Genomic DNA, 16,783 nt, shown 5'->3' with positions numbered 1-16,783 from the left:
GATCAGCGCGCCGGGCCGTCGAGCCCGGCGCCCGCCCTCCGAAAGGCAATCCGCATGGCATCAGCACAACCGGCGCGCGGCGCGCGGACGGACGGAGCGTGGACGGCGGACCGGCTCAGGTCGGCAGTCCAGGACTTCGTCTCCGCCCACGACCCGGCCACGACCGACCCGGTGGAGTTCCAGGGCGCGCTGTTCGACGCCGGGCTCGCCTGGGTGCACTTCCCGCCCGGACACGGCGGGCTGGGCGCGCCGCGTGCCCTGCAGTCCGTGGTGGACGACGAGCTCACGGCCGCCGGGGCACCGCCGCGCGCTCCGGGGCTGCACACCATCGGGCTGGGCATGGCCGCCCCGGTGCTGCTCACCTTCGGTGACGAGGCGCAGAAGAAGCGGTTCCTGCGGCCGCTGTTCACCCGCGAGGAGGTGTGGTGCCAGCTCTTCAGCGAGCCGGGCGCGGGTTCGGACCTCGCGGCGCTGGCCACCCGCGCGGAGCTGGACGAGGCCACCGGTGACTGGGTGGTCAACGGCCAGAAGGTGTGGACCTCGGTGGCACACGAGGCGCACTGGGGACTGCTGGTCGCCCGGACCGGTCCCGAACTGCCCAAGCACCAGGGCCTGAGCTACTTCCTGATCGACATGCGGGCCCCCGGGGTCGAGGTGCGGCCGCTGCGCCAGGCCACCGGTGAGGCCGAGTTCAACGAGGTGTTCCTGTCCGATGTGCGGATCCCGGACACCCACCGGGTGGGCGCGGTCGGCGACGGCTGGAAGGTGGCGTCCGGCACGCTGATGAACGAGCGGGTCGCCATCGGCGCCGGGGCCATGCCCCGTGAGGGCGGTCTGGCCGGCGGGCTGGCCCGGCTCTGGCGCGAGCGGCCCGAACTGCGCACCCCCGGGCTGCACTCCTCGGTGGTGCGCGCCTGGGTGGACGCCGAGGCGCTGCGGCTGACCGCTGAGCGACTGCGCCAGCAGCTGGCGGCCGGACATCCGGGTCCGGAGGGCTCCGCCGCGAAGATCTCGTTCGCCGGTCTCAACCAGCGGATGTCCGGGCTGGCCCTGGACTTCCTCGGTGAGGAGGGGCTCGGTTACGACGACTGGACCTTCCGGCGGCCGGAGCCCGACGACGACTTCTCCACCCGTTCGTACGGCTTCTTCTACCTCCGGACGAAGGGCAACTCGATCGAGGGCGGCACCACGGAGGTCCTGCGCAACGTGATCGCCGAGCGGGTGCTCGGGCTGCCGCCGGAGCCCCGGACCGACAAGACCATCCCGTGGAAGGACCTCCCCAGGTGAGCACCGAACCCGCAGCCGATCTGCTGTACAACGAGGTCGAGGACGAGCTGCGGATTCCGCTGCGCGCCCTGCTGGCCGACCGCTGCCCGACCGGCGCGCTGCTCGCCCGGATCGAGAGCGACGAGCCGTACGACACCAAGCTGTGGGCCGCGCTCGGCGCCGAGCTGGGGATCACGGGCCTGAGCGTGTCCGAGGAGCAGGGCGGCGCGGGCGCGGGCTGGCGGGAGACCGCCGTGGTCCTGGAGGAGCTGGGCCGGGCGGTGGCCCCGGTGCCGTACCTGGGCAGCAGTGTGCTGGTGACGGCCGCCCTGATGGCCGCGGACGAGAACCGGGTGCTGCCCGAGGTGGCGGCGGGCCGGCGGCCCGCGGCGCTGGCCGTGCCGTTCTCCACGGGCCCCGGCCGGCCCTTCCCCGACACGGTGCGGCTCAGCGGCTCCACCCTCAGCGGTACGGTCACCAGCGTCGCCGACGCGCTGCCCGCGCGGGTGCTGCTGGTTCCGGCCACCGGTGAGGCGGGCCCCGGCCTGTATCTGGTGGACCTCACCGCGGCGGAGGACACGGTGGTCCTCACCCCGCGCCGTTCCCTGGACCTCACCCGGCAGCTGGCGGACATCACGCTGCGTTCGGCGCCCGCCGTGCCGGTGGCGCTGGGGACCGAGGCGATACGGGTCCTGGAGGTGGCGCTCACCACCGGTGCGGCGCTGCTGGCCTCCGAACAGCTCGGGGTGGCCGAGTGGTGTCTGACGACCACGGTGACGTATGTGAAGGAGCGTCATCAGTTCGGCAGGCCGGTCGGTTCGTTCCAGGCGGTGAAGCACCGGCTGGCCGATCTGTACGGCCTGGTGTCGCAGGCGCGCGCGGTCGCCCGTCACGCCGTCGCCGCGCTGGACGCCGGTTCGCCGACGGTCGCGCTGGAGGCGTCACTGGCGCAGGCGTTCGTCTCGGAGGCGGTGGTGGAGACCGCCGAGGCCGCGCTGCAGCTGCACGGCGGGATCGGCTTCACCTGGGAGCACCCGGTGCACCTGTATCTGAAGCGGGCCAAGAGCAGCGCGCTGGCGCTGGGCACGGCGGACCGGCACCGGTCTCTGGTGGCGCTGCTGGCGGACCTGCCGCCCGCGGTCTGAGTCCTGACCGGCCGACGACGGACCGCCGCCTCAAGGGCGGCGGCCCGTCGTCGTCTCCGCGGTTCTCCCGCGCCGTGCTGTTCACCCGGGCTCGCGCTGTCCCGGCCGTCAGTCGAAGAGCAGGGGGTCCTCGAAGTACAGCCGGGCCAGATCGGTCCGCGAGGTGATGCCCAGCCGGGGGAAGATCTTGTACAGGTGGTACTCGACGGTCCGGGGGCTCAGGAAGAGCTGGGCGGCGATCTCCTTGTTGGTGCTTCCCTCGGCCGCCAGCCGGGCGATCCGGATCTCCTGCGGGGTGAGCCGTTCCCCGGTGCCCCGGGCGGCGGTGCCCGCGCGGGCCGACTCCCCGGTGGCCCGCAGCTCCTGACGGGCGCGCTCGGCCCACGGGTCGGCGCCGATGCGGTCGAACGTGGCCGCCGCGGACCGCAGATGGGCACGGGCGTCCCGGCGTCGACGGGCCCGCCGCAGGGTCTCGCCCAGGTACAGCTCGGTACGGGCCTTCTCGATCGGCACCCTGCCGCTGTGCAGCGTCAGCGCCTCCTCGAAACAGCTGATCGCGGTGGCGTCGTCGGGGGCCAGCAGCGCCCGGGAGCGCGCCAGCAGCGCGCGGGCCTCGCTGCGCACCGAACGGGCCTGCCAGCGCTCCAGGGAGTCCAGCGCCTCCTGGGCGGCCTGCCGCTCCCCGGAGCGTACGGCGGCCTCGATCCGGTCCGGCAGGGAGAAGAACGCCACGATGGGGTGTCCGGCGCCCGGTTCGGCCACCGCGACCTGTTCCAGCAGCCGCAGCGCCTCGGGATAGGAGCCGCGCATCAGGGCCAGCGAGGCGAGGGCGTGCCGGGCGGTGGCCACGGCGAGGCCGATCCGGCGGCGCAGAGCGGTGCCCAGGGCCTCGTCGGCGGCCTCCCGGCACTGCTTCTCGTCGCCGCGCAGGGCACACATGAAAGCGCGCCTGGCCAGGTGGATGGCGGCCAGGTTCTCCTGGCCGGATTCGCGGGCCAGCCGCAGCCCTTCGTCGGTGAGGGCCTCCGCGTTGGCCATCCGCCCGCTGAACATCTCCAGCTGGGCGGTGAACTCCAGGTTGCTCGGCAGCACGCCCACGTGGCCGGTGGCCCGCGCCCGTTCGGCCACCTGCTCGAACAGGGCGAATCCGGTGGCGGCTTCACCGAGGTAGAGCGAGCCGACCCCGGCCCAGGCCACGAGCAGCGGATCGCCGGACCGCTGGGCGGCATCGACCCCCGCGGTGATGAGCTCGGTGCCGCGTTCGAGGTCATGCTCCATCACCTGGTCGATACCGGTCAGCAGCAGCCGGGTGCCGTCGGTCACCGGCGTCCCCCCGGCCAGCTGCCCGGCCGCCACGGACAGTTCCCGGAAGCGGGCCGGGTCACCGGCGTGGGACGCGCTCTCCGCCGCCTGGATCAGACAGTGGGCGGCCTCGTCGGGGAACTCGGCGGCGAGCGCCTCCGCCGCCGCGCGCAGCGCCCGGAAGGCGTCGGTGAGCACACCGCCGCGCGCCCTGACCGCGCCGCGCAGCTGGAGCAGCCGCCCGATGACCACCGGCTGGTCGGCGATGGCCAGGCCGTCGCACACCAGGTGTTCGGTACGCGCCGCCTGTCCGGCCTGCCAGGCGGCGCGCGCGGCCTCCAGCAGCCGTTCGGACCGGCGGACGGGGTCGGGCGTCAGCCGGGCGGCACGGTCCAGCAGGTCCGCCGCGGCGGCGTACTGGGCCCGGGAACGCGCGTACTTCGCGGCGCGGCGCAGCTCCCCGGCCACCTCCTCGTCCGGACCGAGCGCGGCCGCCGCGCGGTGCTCGGCCCAGCGGCCGTCCCGCTCGTGGGGGCGCACCACCTCGGCGAGGGCGAGGTGGCAGCGGCGGCGGCGGGCGAGGCCGGCTCCGCTGTGCACGGCGGTGCGCAGCGCGGCGCTCGGGAAGGCGATCTTCCGCCCGATGACGGTGATCAGGCCGGTCTCCTCGGCCTCCTCCAGACAGGACGGGTCCAGCCCGAGCCGGTCCAGGGCCGCGGCCACCGTGGTCAGGTCACCGGTCTCCTCGGCGGCGGCCATCAGGAGCGCCAGCCGGACCGGTTCGGGCAGGGAGCGCTCGGGGCCGAGGAACGCCCGGCGGGTCCGCGGACCGAGCGGCAGCGGGACGGGCAGGGTTTCCTCCCCCTGGATCTGCGGTGTGGTCAGGAGGGTGCCGAGTTCGGCCAGGGACAGGGCGTTCCCGCCGGTGCGGGCGGTCAGTTCGCGGGCCACGGCGGCCGCGGGACGCGTCCCGGCGGCGGCCAGCAGGGCGGTGGCGGCGTGTTCATCGAGGCCGGGCAGGGCCAGCCGGGGCAGTGCGGGGTCCTCGAGCACCTCCGGTCCGGGGTCCCGCTGGGCCAGGAGCAGCGCCACACCGTCCGAGCGCAGCCGGCGGGCGGCGAACAGCAGCGTCTCCAGTGTGGGCCGGTCCACCCACTGCACATCGTCCAGCAGGCACACCAGACCGCGCGGCCCCACCGCGCCGCCCTCGGCCGCGGCCGAGGTGAGCAGAGTCAGGGCGGCCATCGACACCGGTGCGGGGTCGGCGGGCGGGGGGCCGGTCAGCCGGAGCGCGGACGACAGCGCCTCGGCCTGCTCCGGCGGGAGCCGGGGCAGCCGTGTGAGCAGGGGCCGCAGCAGCTGGTGCAGGCCCGCGTAGGCGCAGCCGGACTCCCCCGCGGCGCCGCACACCTCGAGGACGGCCTGGCCGAGCGCGGTCGCGCGCGCCCGGGCGTGCTCGAGCAGGGCGCTCTTGCCGCTGCCCGGCTCGCCGCGCAGCAGGAGCAGGCCGCCGCGGCCCGCCGTGACACCGTCGAGAACACGGTCGATCACGGCCAGCTCGGTGTCCCGGCCGTACAGCCCGTGATACGTGTGGTTGATCCTCATCCTCCGGTCCGCGCTGTTCTCATCGTAGAACGTGCTGGTCAGCGGAGCGCGCAGAAGACCGGGAGCGGTCCTTGTCAAGACCGCTCCCGGTCGTGTCACGCCTCCGCGCGATTAGGCGGTCACTCGTAGAGCTCCCCGCGCTCCGCGCGCTCCACCAGGGAGACCGGCGGCTCGAACCGGTCGCCGTAGCGCTCCGCGAGTTCGCGGGCGCGGGCGACGAATCCGGCCGGACCGCCCTCGTACTGGTTGACGTACTGGAGCACACCGCCGGTCCAGGCGGGGAAGCCGATACCGAGGATCGAGCCGATGTTGGCGTCGGGCACCGAGCGCAGCACCCCCTCGTCCAGGCACTTCACCGATTCCAGCGCCTCGACGAAGAGCATCCGCTCCACCATGTCGACCAGCGGGATACGGGCGGTACCGGCCCCGAAGGCGTCGGCCAGGCCCGGCCACAGCCGCACCCGCTTGCCGTCGGCGTACTCGTGGAAACCGGCTCCGTCGAGGCGGCCGGGCCGTCCGAACTCGTCCACCATGCGGTCGATGACGTCATAGGCGGCCTGGTGGGGCAGGGTGCGTCCCTCGGCCGCGTACGCCTCGATGGCCTCCTTGCGCACCTTCTGCGACAGCTTCATGTTGAGCTCGTCGCACAGGGCGAGCGGCGCGGTGGGGTATCCGGCCTGGAGTCCGGCCTGCTCCACCGAGGCCGGGGCGGCACCCTCGGCGATCAGGTTGAGGGCCTCGTTGAGGAAGGTGCCGATGACCCGGCTGGTGAAGAAGCCACGGCTGTCACCTGCCACGATCGGGGTCTTGCCGAGCTGGCGGGCGATGTCGTACGCCTTGGCCAGGGTGGCGTCGGTGGTCTTCTCACCGACGATGATCTCCAGCAGCGCCATCTTGTCCACCGGGGAGAAGAAGTGCAGCCCGATGAAGTCCTCCGGGCGGCTCACCCCCTGCGCGAGACCGGTGATGGGCAGGGTGGAGGTGTTCGAGCCGAGCACGGCGCCGGGCGCCAGATGCGGTTCGATCTCGGCGAAGACCTTCTTCTTCAGCTCGGCGTTCTCGAAGACCGCCTCGATCACCAGATCGGCCCCGGCGGCGTCCTCGGCCCGGGTGCTGGGGGTGATCCGGTCCAGCACGGCGGTGCGCTCGGTCTCACCGATCCGGCCCCGCTCCACGGCCTTGTCCAGGATCTTCTGCGAGTACGCCTTGCCGCGCTCGGCCGCCTTGAGGTCCACGTCCTTGAGGACGACCTCCATCCCGGCCTTGGCACAGGAGTAGGCGATGCCCGCACCCATCATCCCGGCGCCGAGCACGACCGCCTTGCGGGCCTGGTGACGGGGGTGTCCGTCGGGGCGGCCGCCGCCCTTGGCGATGTGCTCGGAGTCGAAGTGGAACGCCTTGATCATGTTCGACGAGATCTGGCCGCAGGCCAGTTCGGCGAGGTAGCGGGTCTCGATGGCGAGCGCGGTGTCCACGTCCACCTGCGTGCCCTCGACCGCCGCGGCCAGGATGTGGTGCGGGGTGTCCATCGGGGTGCCGCGGCCGCGGTTGCGGACGGTGGCCGAGAACGGCACCACGACCTGGGAGAGGAACGTGTGCGAGGTGGCACCGCCGCCGGGGATGCGGTAGCCCTTGACGTCCCACGGCTGCGCGGACTCCGGATGGTCCAGCACCCAGCGCCGCGCCTGGCCGAGCATGTCCTCGGGCGAGGCGGCGACCACGTCGACCAGACCGTGCCGCTGGGCGTCGCGCGGCGGGAACAGCCGGCCGGTCAGCACGATGTCCGCCAGCGCCTTGTGCAGGCCCAGCATGCGCACCGTACGGGTCAGTCCGCCCGCGCCGGGCAGCAGTCCGAGGGTCACCTCGGGCAGACCGATCACACTGCCCTCGGTGTCCAGGGCGATCCGGTGGTGGCAGGCCAGGGCGACCTCCAGGCCACCGCCGACGGCCGTGCCGTTGACGGCGGCCACCACCGGCTTGCCGAGGGTCTCCAGACGCCGCAGCAGCCCCTTGAGGTCATCGGAGACCCGGGCGAGTTCGGGGGCGCGCTCGGGAGCGGTGCGCCGCAGCACGGTCAGGTCGGCACCGGCGAAGAAGCTGCGCTTGGCGGAGGTGAGGATCACGCCCGCCAGCGACTCGCGCTCGGCCTCCAGCCGCTCCACGGTGCTCTTCAGCGACGCGGAGAAGGAGTCGTTCATCAGGTTCACCGATTGCGCCGGGTCATCCATGGTGAGGACGACGATGCCGTCCTCGTCCCGGTCCCAGCGGATCATGGTGTCGGTCGTTTCGGCCCTGTCGGTCATACGAGGAGTCCTGTTCGTTCGCGGGGCGCGCGGTTCGCGGTCGCGCGGGCGGAGGGAGCGGAGGGGTGAAGCGGGGAGCGGGCGGGGGTCACAGCCGCTCGATGACGGTGGCGATGCCCATGCCGCCGCCGATGCACAGCGTCACCAGGGCGCGGCGGGCGTCGCGGCGCTCCAGCTCGTCCACGACGGTGCCGACGAGCATGGCGCCGGTCGCGCCCATGGGGTGGCCCATGGCGATGGCGCCACCGTTGACGTTGACCTTCTCCATCGGCAGGTCGAGCTCCTTGACGAACTTCAGCACCACCGAGGCGAACGCCTCGTTGAGCTCGAAGAGGTCGATGTCGTCCACGGTGAGTCCGGCCAGGTCCAGCACCTTGCGGGTGGCGGGGGCCGGGCCGGTGAGCATGATGAGCGGGTCGGTGCCGGTGAGGGCGGCCGCCACGATCCGGGCCCGCGGGGTCAGGCCGAGCTCGGCGCCCGCCCGTTCGCTGCCGACCAGGACCAGGGAGGCGCCGTCGACGATGCCGGAGGAGTTCCCGGCGGTGTGCACGTGGTCGATCCGCTCCACCCAGTGGTACCGCTGGAGGGCGATCGGGTCGTAGAGGGTGCCGGGCTCGGTGAACGAGGCCCGCAGCTTGCCGAGGCTCTCCAGGGTGGCATCCGGACGGACCAGCTCGTCGTGGTCCAGCATCGGGATGCCGTGGTCCACCACCGGGACGACCGACTTGGCGAAGTAGCCACCGGCCCAGGCGGCCGCGGCCCGCCGCTGGGACTCCAGCGCGTAGGCGTCCACGTCCTCGCGGCTGAAGCCCTCCAGGGTGGCGATGAGGTCGGCGCTGACGCCCTGGGGGATGAACGCGCCCTTGCGGCTGGTCTCCGGGTCGAACGCCCAGGCACCGCCGTCGGCGCCCATCGGCACCCGGGACATCGACTCCACGCCGCCGGCCACGATCAGGCTGTCCCAGCCCGAACGGACGCGCGCGGCGGCGGTGTTGACCGCCTCGAGCCCGGAGGAGCAGTAGCGGTTGAGCTGCACACCGCAGACGGTGTCCGGCAGCCCGGCGGCCAGCGCCGCGGTCTTGGCGATGTTGCCGCCCTGGTCGCCGACGGGCATGACGGAGCCCAGGATGATGTCGTCGATCGCGGCCGGGTCGAGACCGGAGTGGCGGCTGAGCAGTTCGTCGATGAGCCCGGTGAGCAGGGTGATCGGCTTGGTGCCGTGCAGCGCGCCGGTCTTCTTGCCGCGCCCGCGCGGGGTGCGGATCGCCTCGTAGATGAATGCTTCGGTGGTCACAGCGAGTCCTTTGCCTGGGATCCGGATGTACTCGTGGGTGGTCTGCGGTGGGCTACGGCGGTCAGCCGGCCTCGTCCGGGGCGGCGACCGCTCCGGTGGCCAGGAAGTCCGCGATCTCCTCGGGGGCGTAGCCGTATTCGGTGAGCACCGCCGCGGTGGCCTCACCGGGCCGGGCGGCGCGGGTCGGCGGCCCGCAGGGCGTGCCGTCGAACCGGGGCGCGGGCGCGTGCTGGAGCAGCCCCTCGTGGGACACGAAACTCCCGCGCGCGATGTGGTGCGGGTGGTTCGGGACTTCGTCCAGGGTCAGCACGGGGGCGAAGCACGCCTCCACGCCCTCGAAGACCTGGCACCACTCGTCGCGGGTGCGCCCCCGGATCACCTCGGCGACCCGCTTCTTGTACTCCGGCCACCGGGTGGGGTCGTACGGCTGGGGGAAGTCGGCCGGGTCGAAGCCGAGGGTGTGCAGCATCGCCTGCTGGAACTGCGGTTCCACGGCGCCGAAGGACACATGGCGGCCGTCGGAGGTCTCGTAGGTGTCGTAGAAGTGGGCACCGCCGTCGAGCCAGTTGGTACCCGGCGTGGGCGACCAGCTGCCCTGCTGGGCCAGCGCGTAGAAGATGCCCATCAGCTGCGCCACGCCGTCGGTCATCGCCACGTCCACCACCTGGCCGCGGCCGGTGATGGTGCGGGACTGGAGGGCGGCGAGGACCCCGACGGCCAGCAGCATGCCGCCGCCGCCGAAGTCGGCGAGCAGGTTCAGCGGGATCACCGGACCGCTGTCGGGCCGTCCGATGGCCGCCAACGCACCCGACAGCGCGGTGTAGTTGATGTCATGACCGGCGGTCCGGGCGAGCGGTCCGTCCTGGCCCCAGCCGGTCATCCGGCCGTAGACCAGCCGTGGGTTGTGCTCCAGACAGGCTTCGGGGCCCAGGCCCAGGCGCTCCATGACACCGGGGCGGAAGCCCTCGATGAGCACATCGGCATAGCCGATCAGCCGCATCGCCACCGCGGCGCCCCGCGGGTCCTTGAGGTCGATGGCCACCGAGCGGCGGCTGCGGCCCAGGATCATATCGTTGAAGTCCTTGCCCACCAGGGCCGGGCGGTCGATCCGGGTGACCTCGGCTCCGAGGTCGGCCAGCACCGTCGCACCGAACGGTCCGGGCCCCTGAGCACCGATCTCGACTACCTTCAGGCCGGTCAACGGCCCCATGTTCGCCTCCTTGCGCCGCACCGCCGGGGCACGCCCCACCGAAGGTCGGACGGTGGGGGCCGCGGGGTGCGGAAGACAGTGACATTCCGTGCCGACCGGTATCGCGGGGACACGGGTGGGAAGCGACCGCGGGTCCGGGAGGGCCCGCCCGGCCGGTGCGCACGGAGGCGTACCGGAGGTGTGGGGCGTGTTGGCCGGAGTGATCCCGCGGTGGGTGACCGCCCGCTCGGCGGGCGCCGCTGGGCTCAGTGTTACGAGCCGCCGGCCACGTTGTCCAGCCGTCCGTGGCACCCCGTGCCCGGACCAGTGGTCCTACGGATTCGGGTCCCCGGCGGCGGACGTTGGATGACGGAAGCGTCAACGGTGCCGCCCAGGGTGACGGCGCCACCGTCGAGGTGAAGGGCCACGGCAGACCGGGCTGAACAGCCCCGCCGCACCGGGCCGAACGCAACCGAAACGTCGCTCCGCAGCGACCCATCGCTTCGCAGGAGGAACACCATGCCGGACTCCCCCCGCCGCGTCGCCGTCATCACCGGTGCCGCCCGTGGCATCGGCGCCGCCACCGCCAGACGACTGGCCGCCGACGGTATGGCGGTCGCGGTCTGGGACCTGGACGGGACCGCGTGCGCGGCCGTGGCGGACGAGATCACCGAGGCCGGGGGCACGGCCCTGGCGGTGAGCGCGGACGTCACCGACAGCGCCCAGGTGGAGGCGGCCGTCACCCGGGTGGCGGCCGAGCTGGGCCCGCCGGTGGTCGCGGTCAACAACGCCGGGGTACTGCGCGACAACTTGCTGTTCAAGATGTCCGAGCCGGACTGGGAGACGGTGATGGGCGTCCATCTGCGCGGCGCCTTCCTGGTGACCCGCGCGGTCCAGCGGTACATGACCGAGCAGCGCTGGGGCCGGGTGGTCAATCTGTCCTCGACCTCCGCACTGGGCAACCGCGGCCAGGCGAACTACTCGGCCGCCAAGGCGGGCCTCCAGGGCTTCACCAAGACGCTCGCCATCGAGCTGGGCAAGTTCGGGATCACGGCCAACGCGGTGGCCCCGGGGTTCGTGGACACCGAGATGACCCGGGCGACCGCGGCCCGGGTGGGCATGGACTTCGAGGAGGCGCGGCGGCAGATGTGCGAGCAGATCCCGGTGGCCAGGATCGGACGGCCGGAGGACATCGCACACGCCGTGTCGTTCCTGGTGGGCGAGGACGCCGGGTATGTGTCCGGACAGGTCCTCTACGTCTCGGGCGGCCCCCAGGGATGAGCGGACCGGGTACGCGTACCACCGGCGCGCCGCGCCGCCCCCCTTCTGAGAGGTGACCGTGAACCAACCGCCGTCCACCGCCAACCGCCCGGTCTCCCTCGCCCACTTCTTCCTCTCCCGGGTGCGGGCGACCCCCGACGCGGAGGCGTACCGCTTCCCGGTGCCCGCCGCGCCGGGAGGGAGTCCGCCCGGTGAGGCCGGGCCGGGCGAGGAGGAGTGGCATGCGCTGACCTGGGCCCGCGCCGGGGAGCGCGCGGCGGCGATCGCCGCCGGGCTGATGGCCCTGGGTGTCCGTCCGCAGGAGCGGGTGGCGATCGCCTCGGGGACCCGGGTGGAGTGGATCCTGGCCGATCTGGGGGTGATGTGTGCCGGTGGGGCGACCACCACCGTGTACCCGACCACCGACGCCGATGAGACGGCGTACATCCTGGCGGACTCCGAGAGCCGGGTGCTGTTCGCGGAGGACGCCGGGCAGCTCGCCAAGGTGCTGCGGCACCGCGCCGAGCTGCCCGCGCTCGCCGCCGTGGTCACCTTCGAGCCGGTGGAACCGGCGGCGGCCGGGGACGGCCCGGAGGTGCTCTCGCTGGAGGAGCTGGAGCGGCGCGGCGGGGAGCTGCTGGCCGAGCGGCCGGACGTGGTCGAGGAGACGGTGGCGAAGATCGACCCGGAGGACCTCGCCACCCTCATCTACACCTCGGGCACCACCGGCCGCCCCAAAGGGGTGCGGCTGGCCCATGACTGCTGGTCGTTCCAGGCGCAGTCCGCGCTCGGGCTCGGCCTGCTGTCGCGGGAGGACCTGGAGTACGCGTGGCTGCCGATGGCGCACGCGTTCGGCAAGAACCTGCTGTGCGCGCAGATCGCGGTGGGCTATCCGCTCGCGGTGGACGGCCGTCTGGAGCGGCTTCCGGCCAATCTGCGGCTGCTGCGGCCGACGGTGATGGCCGCGGTCCCCCGGGTCTTCGAGAAGATCTACAACTCGCTGGCCGCGGAGGCCCGGCGGATGGGCGGGACCAAGCAGCGGATCTTCACCTGGGCGGCGCGGGTGGCCCGCGAGTACGCCCGCGCCGCGCAGAGCAAGGGCGCGGAGACCGGACAGGGCATGGAGAGCGGCAGGTCGCTGGTGCCCTTCTGGCTCTCGGTGCAGCATGTGATCGCCGACCGGCTGGTCTACGCGGGCGTGCGGGAGGTCTTCGGCGGCCGGATCCGCGGCTGTACCAGCGGCAGCGCACCGCTCGCACCCGACATCGGGCTGTTCTTCTCCGGCGCGGGCATCCCGATCCTGGAGGGGTACGGGCTCACCGAGTCCTCGTGCGGCGCGTCGATGAGCCTGCTGGAGTACCGCACCGGTGTGGCGGGCCGTCCGCTCCCCGGGGTGGAGATGCGGATCGCGGACAACGGAGAGATCCTGATGCGCGGTCCCAACATCATGCGCGGCTATCACCACCTCCCGGAGAAGACCGCCGAGGTGCTGGACCCCGACGGCTGGTTCCACACCGGCGACCAGGGCGAGCTGACCGAGGACGGCTATCTGCGGATCACCGGCCGGATCAAGGAGCTGATCAAGACCTCCGGCGGCAAGTACGTGGCACCGCTGGAGATCGAGAGCCGGCTGAAGGGCGCCTGTCCCTTCGTCAGCAACGTGGTGGTCGTGGGCGACCACCGCCACTACTGCACCGCACTGATCACACTGGACGAACCGACGCTGACCGCCTGGGCGCGGGAGCGGGGCATCACCGGTCCCGACTACCGCGAGCTGTGCGGTTCGGAGGAGGTGCGGGCCCTGGTGGCGGGCTATGTGGACGAGGTCAACTCCGGTCTCCAGCGCTGGCAGACGCTCAAGAGGTTCACGGTGCTGCCCCGTGACTTCGACCAGGCACACGGTGAGGTGACACCGAGCATGAAGGTGCGCAGGCCCCAGGTGCAGCGCAGCTTCGCCGCGGAGATCGACGCGATGTACCAGGACGCTCCCGGCTCCTGAACCTCCTCGCTCCTTCAGTCCCCGCGGGGGACATGACGGTGGCCGTGCGGAGAACCGCACGGCCACCGTCGCGTTCCTGGAGCGGGGCTCAGCCGGCCAGGGAGCCGTAGGCCGCGGCGAGCAGCGTCATACAGCGGTCGTCGGTGGCCGCGCCCTCGTCGACCATGCGGTTGGGCACGTAGGAGAAGGCCATCCGGGCGTCGAGGTCGACCAGACAGCCGGAGCCGCCCGCACCGCCCCAGAAGCCCGCGCGCTGGTTGGGCGAGAGCGGGAACGCCTCGGTGGGCAGCGCGAAGCCCAGCCCCCAGCGCACCGGGAACTGGAGGATCAGGTCGAGGCCGTCGGTGCGGGTGCGGAAGACGGAGTCACAGGTGGCCTCGGAGAGCAGCCGCACCCCGCGGGCTTCGCCGCCGCCTGCGAGGACGGACTGGATCGCGGCGATCGACTCGGCGTTGCCCTGGCCGCCGAAGGCGGGCAGTTCCGCCTCGCGCCATTCCGGTGTCCAGGCGACCTTGTGGCCGGTTTCAAAAATCGGCGGATTGTTGAGCGCCTTGGCCATGGGGTGGTCCATGTCGATTCCACCCGCCATTCGCGGCGGGGGAATCACCGGGGAGATCCGGTGGTGCTCAGCACGCTCGATACCGAAGTGGAAGTCCGCGCCCAGCGGTCCGGCGATCTCATCGGCCAGAAAGCGCCCGATGCTCACACCGGTGACCCGGCGGACCACCTCGCCGATGAGGTGGCCCTGGGTGTAGCCGTGGTATCCGCTGGCGCTGCCGGGCGTCCAGCGCGGGGTCTGCCGGGCCAGCAGTGAGGTCGACTTCTCCCAGTCGTAGACGTCCTCGAACGAGACCTTCTCATCCCACGCGGGAAGTCCGGCGGAGTGCGAGAGGAGGTGCTCGACCAGCACGTCCTCCTTCCCCGCCTGGGCGAACTCCGGCCAGTAACGGGCCACCGGGGCGGTCAGGTCCAGCGCCCCGCGGTCGGCGAGCACCAGGGCGCACAGTACGGAGACGGTCTTGCTGCTGGAGAAGACATTGGTGAGGGTGTGCCGTTCCCAGGGCCGCGTGCGATCGGCGTCGAAGGAGCCGCCCCATAGGTTGATCACGGGCTCGCCGTCCAGGTAGAGGGCGACGGAGGCGCCAACGTCCGTGCCGTTCTCCAGGTTTTCCTGGAACACCTTCTTGACGGCCGCGAAACGCTCGTCGCAAGAGCCATGAATTTCGGTCATGGCGGCCAATGTAGATCCGTCCCAGGACGTCGACATCGGCCTTGGCCTGGGATTTCTGAATTGGAGTAGCCCTTACTCGCCGAGTGGTGCGCGAAAACCGCTCGGGCGGGAGAAAAGGACCGCACGGGGACCGGCCGGCCTCGGTTCGGCCGGCCCCCGTGCGGTCAGCCCGGGTACGTGGCGTAGGGCTCCGGTTCGGGCGCGGGCCGCCGCACATGGCGCGGCCGCGGACCGAAGCGGGAACCGGCCCAGCCGAGCGCGAAGCCCGCGGGGATGGTGACCAGACCGGGGTTGTGCAGGGGGAACCACTGGAAGTCCTGGTCGGGGAAGACCGCGAGCGGGGCCCCGGAGACGGAGGGGGAGAAGGTCATGGTGACGACGGTGAGGACCAGTCCGCCGTACAGCGACCAGCGCAGTCCGGTGACGGTGAACCCGGACCACATCGTGCCGTAGAACAGCGCGGGCAGCAGGGCCGAGGCGGCGGCCGCGAAGGTGAAGGAGAGCAGCACCTGACGGTTCCAGTGCTGGGTGACCACCGCCAGCACGACGGCCAGCACACCGACGACCACGATCGCCGTACGGGCGGCCGCCAGCTCCCGGTCCGGGGAGAGCCTCCCGCGGAAGACGACCTTGGCGAGGCCGTCGTGGGCGAGCGAGGCCGCGGCGGCCAGGGTGAGTCCGGCGACCGCCGCCAGCGTGGTGACGATGACCGCGCAGGCGACCACCGAGAACAGCAGGCTGCGGTGGGCCGACTCGGTCCCGGGGTCGAGCGCCCGGGTGAGCACCAGCAGGGTGTCGTTCCCGGTGGGATCGGCGGTGCGCAGCCCCGCCCCGCCGACGATGGCGGCGGCCCCGGCACCCACGATCACGATCAGCACCAGCAGGGTGGTGACCGCACCGACGGCCCAGGTCGTGGCGGCGCGGGCGGCGCGCAGACCGCGGATCGGATGCATGCGCATGGTGAGGTGGGGCATACAGCAGGCGCCCAGGGCGACGGTCAGCTGCACACTGAGCACATCCAGCCGCCCGGCGGCGGAGTCGCCGTACTGACGGCCGGACTGCCAGAAGGTGCCGCCGAAGCCACTGGCGTCCGCGGCGGTGCCGAAGAGGCTGACCGGGTTCCAGGAGAACCGCTTGAGCACCAGCACCGCGAGCAGGACGAACGCGGCGAACAGCACGAAGGTCTTCACGATCTGGATGAAGCCGGTGCCCTTCATCCCGCCGAGCGCGGCGTAGCAGACCATCAGCGAGCCGATGAAGATGGTGCAGCCGGTGACAGCGGCGCTGCCCGGGATGCCGAGCATCACCGCCATCATCGACCCGGCGCCGTTCAGCTGGACCAGCAGCAGGGGGAGGACGACCACCACACAGACGACGGCGGTGTTGACGCGGGCCGGGCGTTCGCTCAGCCGCTCGGCGAGCACATCGCCGAGGGTGAACCGGCCGTGGCCGCACAGCGGTCCGGACATCACCAGCATGAACATCAGGATCGACAGCACGGTGGACGAGGCGATGAGCACCCCGTCGAACCCGGCCAGCGCGATGGTGCCGGTGGTGCCGAGCACGGTGGCCGCGGAGATGTAGTCACCCGCGATGGCCAGGCCGTTCTGCATCGGGCTCAGGCCACTGGTGCCGAGGTAGAACTCGGTGGGGTCGTCGTTGCCGGTGGCCGCGAGGATGCACAGCAGGAACGACACCGCGATGAAACAGGCGAAGAGCACGAACGCCAGGGTCCGCGGATCGAGGAAACTCATCTGTCCGGCTCCCCCTCGTCGAGGGCCTGCCGGTGGGTCCGGGCCAGCACGGTGAGCAGGACGGTCGCGTCCACGGCCACCAGCAGGGCGCCCAGGGTGAACCCGCCGCCCTCCCCGATGTCGACCACACCCTCGGCGGCACAGTTGACCACCACCGCTGCCACATGGCAGGTCAGTGCGGCGCAGGCGGCCCGCGCCGTCCACGGCCACGGCCGCTGCCAGGGTGTCCGCCGCACCGCGTGGGACACCCTCGGGGGGTGGGTCGGCATCGGGGGGACGGGGGGTGCCGAGCCCCCGGCACGGGCCGGGGGCTCGGCCGCCGTCGGGAACACGGCCGGTGCCGGGGGTGTGGCCGTGATTCCCGACATGGCATAGATGGCGGGCATCGCCTGCCGGGCCGACATCGCCGTCCTCGCGGACGGCGGTGGCACGGCG

11 protein-coding genes are annotated in these 16,783 nt (G+C 72.6%); 4 read left to right on the top strand and 7 right to left on the bottom strand.

Annotation, left to right across the window (positions count from 1 at the left end; all coding sequences use genetic code 11):
• Positions 1–54 precede the first annotated feature (54 nt).
• The gene (locus AC07FT_RS08210) at positions 55–1,287 is read left to right on the top strand and encodes an acyl-CoA dehydrogenase family protein (RefSeq protein WP_471198780.1); all 1,233 of its coding nucleotides are present in this window, start codon (positions 55–57) and stop codon (positions 1,285–1,287) included.
• Positions 1,284–2,411 (top strand): acyl-CoA dehydrogenase family protein, encoded by a 1,128-nt coding sequence (locus AC07FT_RS08205; RefSeq protein WP_479174965.1) that lies wholly within the window; start codon positions 1,284–1,286, stop codon positions 2,409–2,411. The genes AC07FT_RS08210 and AC07FT_RS08205 overlap by 4 nt, the downstream gene beginning before the upstream one ends.
• 108 nt (positions 2,412–2,519) lie before the next feature.
• On the opposite strand, the gene AC07FT_RS08200 is transcribed toward AC07FT_RS08205, so the two are convergent.
• From AC07FT_RS08200 to AC07FT_RS08185, 4 genes are all read right to left on the bottom strand, one after another.
• On the bottom strand, positions 2,520–5,318 hold the full coding sequence (locus tag AC07FT_RS08200) for an AAA family ATPase (RefSeq protein WP_479174964.1): 2,799 nt from the start codon (positions 5,316–5,318) through the stop codon (positions 2,520–2,522).
• A gap of 119 nt (positions 5,319–5,437) precedes the next feature.
• Positions 5,438–7,621, bottom strand: a complete 2,184-nt coding sequence (locus AC07FT_RS08195) for a 3-hydroxyacyl-CoA dehydrogenase NAD-binding domain-containing protein (protein WP_479174963.1) — start codon at positions 7,619–7,621, stop codon at positions 5,438–5,440.
• An 88-nt stretch (positions 7,622–7,709) separates the two neighbouring features.
• On the bottom strand, positions 7,710–8,915 hold the full coding sequence (locus tag AC07FT_RS08190) for an acetyl-CoA C-acetyltransferase (RefSeq protein ID WP_431771289.1): 1,206 nt from the start codon (positions 8,913–8,915) through the stop codon (positions 7,710–7,712).
• Between the two features lie 61 nt (positions 8,916–8,976).
• On the bottom strand, positions 8,977–10,125 hold the full coding sequence (locus AC07FT_RS08185; RefSeq protein ID WP_479174961.1) for a CaiB/BaiF CoA transferase family protein: 1,149 nt from the start codon (positions 10,123–10,125) through the stop codon (positions 8,977–8,979).
• Between the two features lie 498 nt (positions 10,126–10,623).
• Here AC07FT_RS08185 and fabG point away from each other — a divergent pair, with 498 nt between their 5' ends.
• Positions 10,624–11,385, top strand: coding sequence for a 3-oxoacyl-ACP reductase FabG (gene fabG / locus AC07FT_RS08180; protein WP_471198794.1), 762 nt, complete (start codon positions 10,624–10,626; stop codon positions 11,383–11,385).
• Between the two features lie 58 nt (positions 11,386–11,443).
• Positions 11,444–13,363, top strand: a complete 1,920-nt coding sequence (locus AC07FT_RS08175; protein WP_479174959.1) for an AMP-dependent synthetase/ligase — start codon at positions 11,444–11,446, stop codon at positions 13,361–13,363.
• Positions 13,364–13,451: 88 nt separating this feature from the next.
• Here AC07FT_RS08175 and AC07FT_RS08170 read toward each other — a convergent pair whose 3' ends face one another.
• The 3 genes from AC07FT_RS08170 to AC07FT_RS08160 all read right to left on the bottom strand — a co-directional run bounded on the left by AC07FT_RS08170 (position 13,452) and on the right by AC07FT_RS08160 (position 16,584).
• The gene (locus AC07FT_RS08170; RefSeq protein ID WP_479174957.1) at positions 13,452–14,594 is read right to left on the bottom strand and encodes a serine hydrolase domain-containing protein; all 1,143 of its coding nucleotides are present in this window, start codon (positions 14,592–14,594) and stop codon (positions 13,452–13,454) included.
• Between the two features lie 164 nt (positions 14,595–14,758).
• Positions 14,759–16,348: a sodium:solute symporter family transporter gene (locus AC07FT_RS08165; protein WP_479174955.1), complete on the bottom strand. Its 1,590-nt coding sequence runs from the start codon at positions 16,346–16,348 to the stop codon at positions 14,759–14,761.
• Positions 16,345–16,584, bottom strand: coding sequence for a hypothetical protein (locus AC07FT_RS08160; protein WP_479174953.1), 240 nt, complete (start codon positions 16,582–16,584; stop codon positions 16,345–16,347). The genes AC07FT_RS08165 and AC07FT_RS08160 overlap by 4 nt, the downstream gene beginning before the upstream one ends.
• Positions 16,585–16,783: the final 199 nt, after the last annotated feature.

It is taken from the genome of Streptomyces sp. NPDC045899, assembly GCF_056431485.1.
Note: the sequence above shows the minus strand (reverse complement) of the source record. Positions and strands in the feature narration are given on the sequence as shown.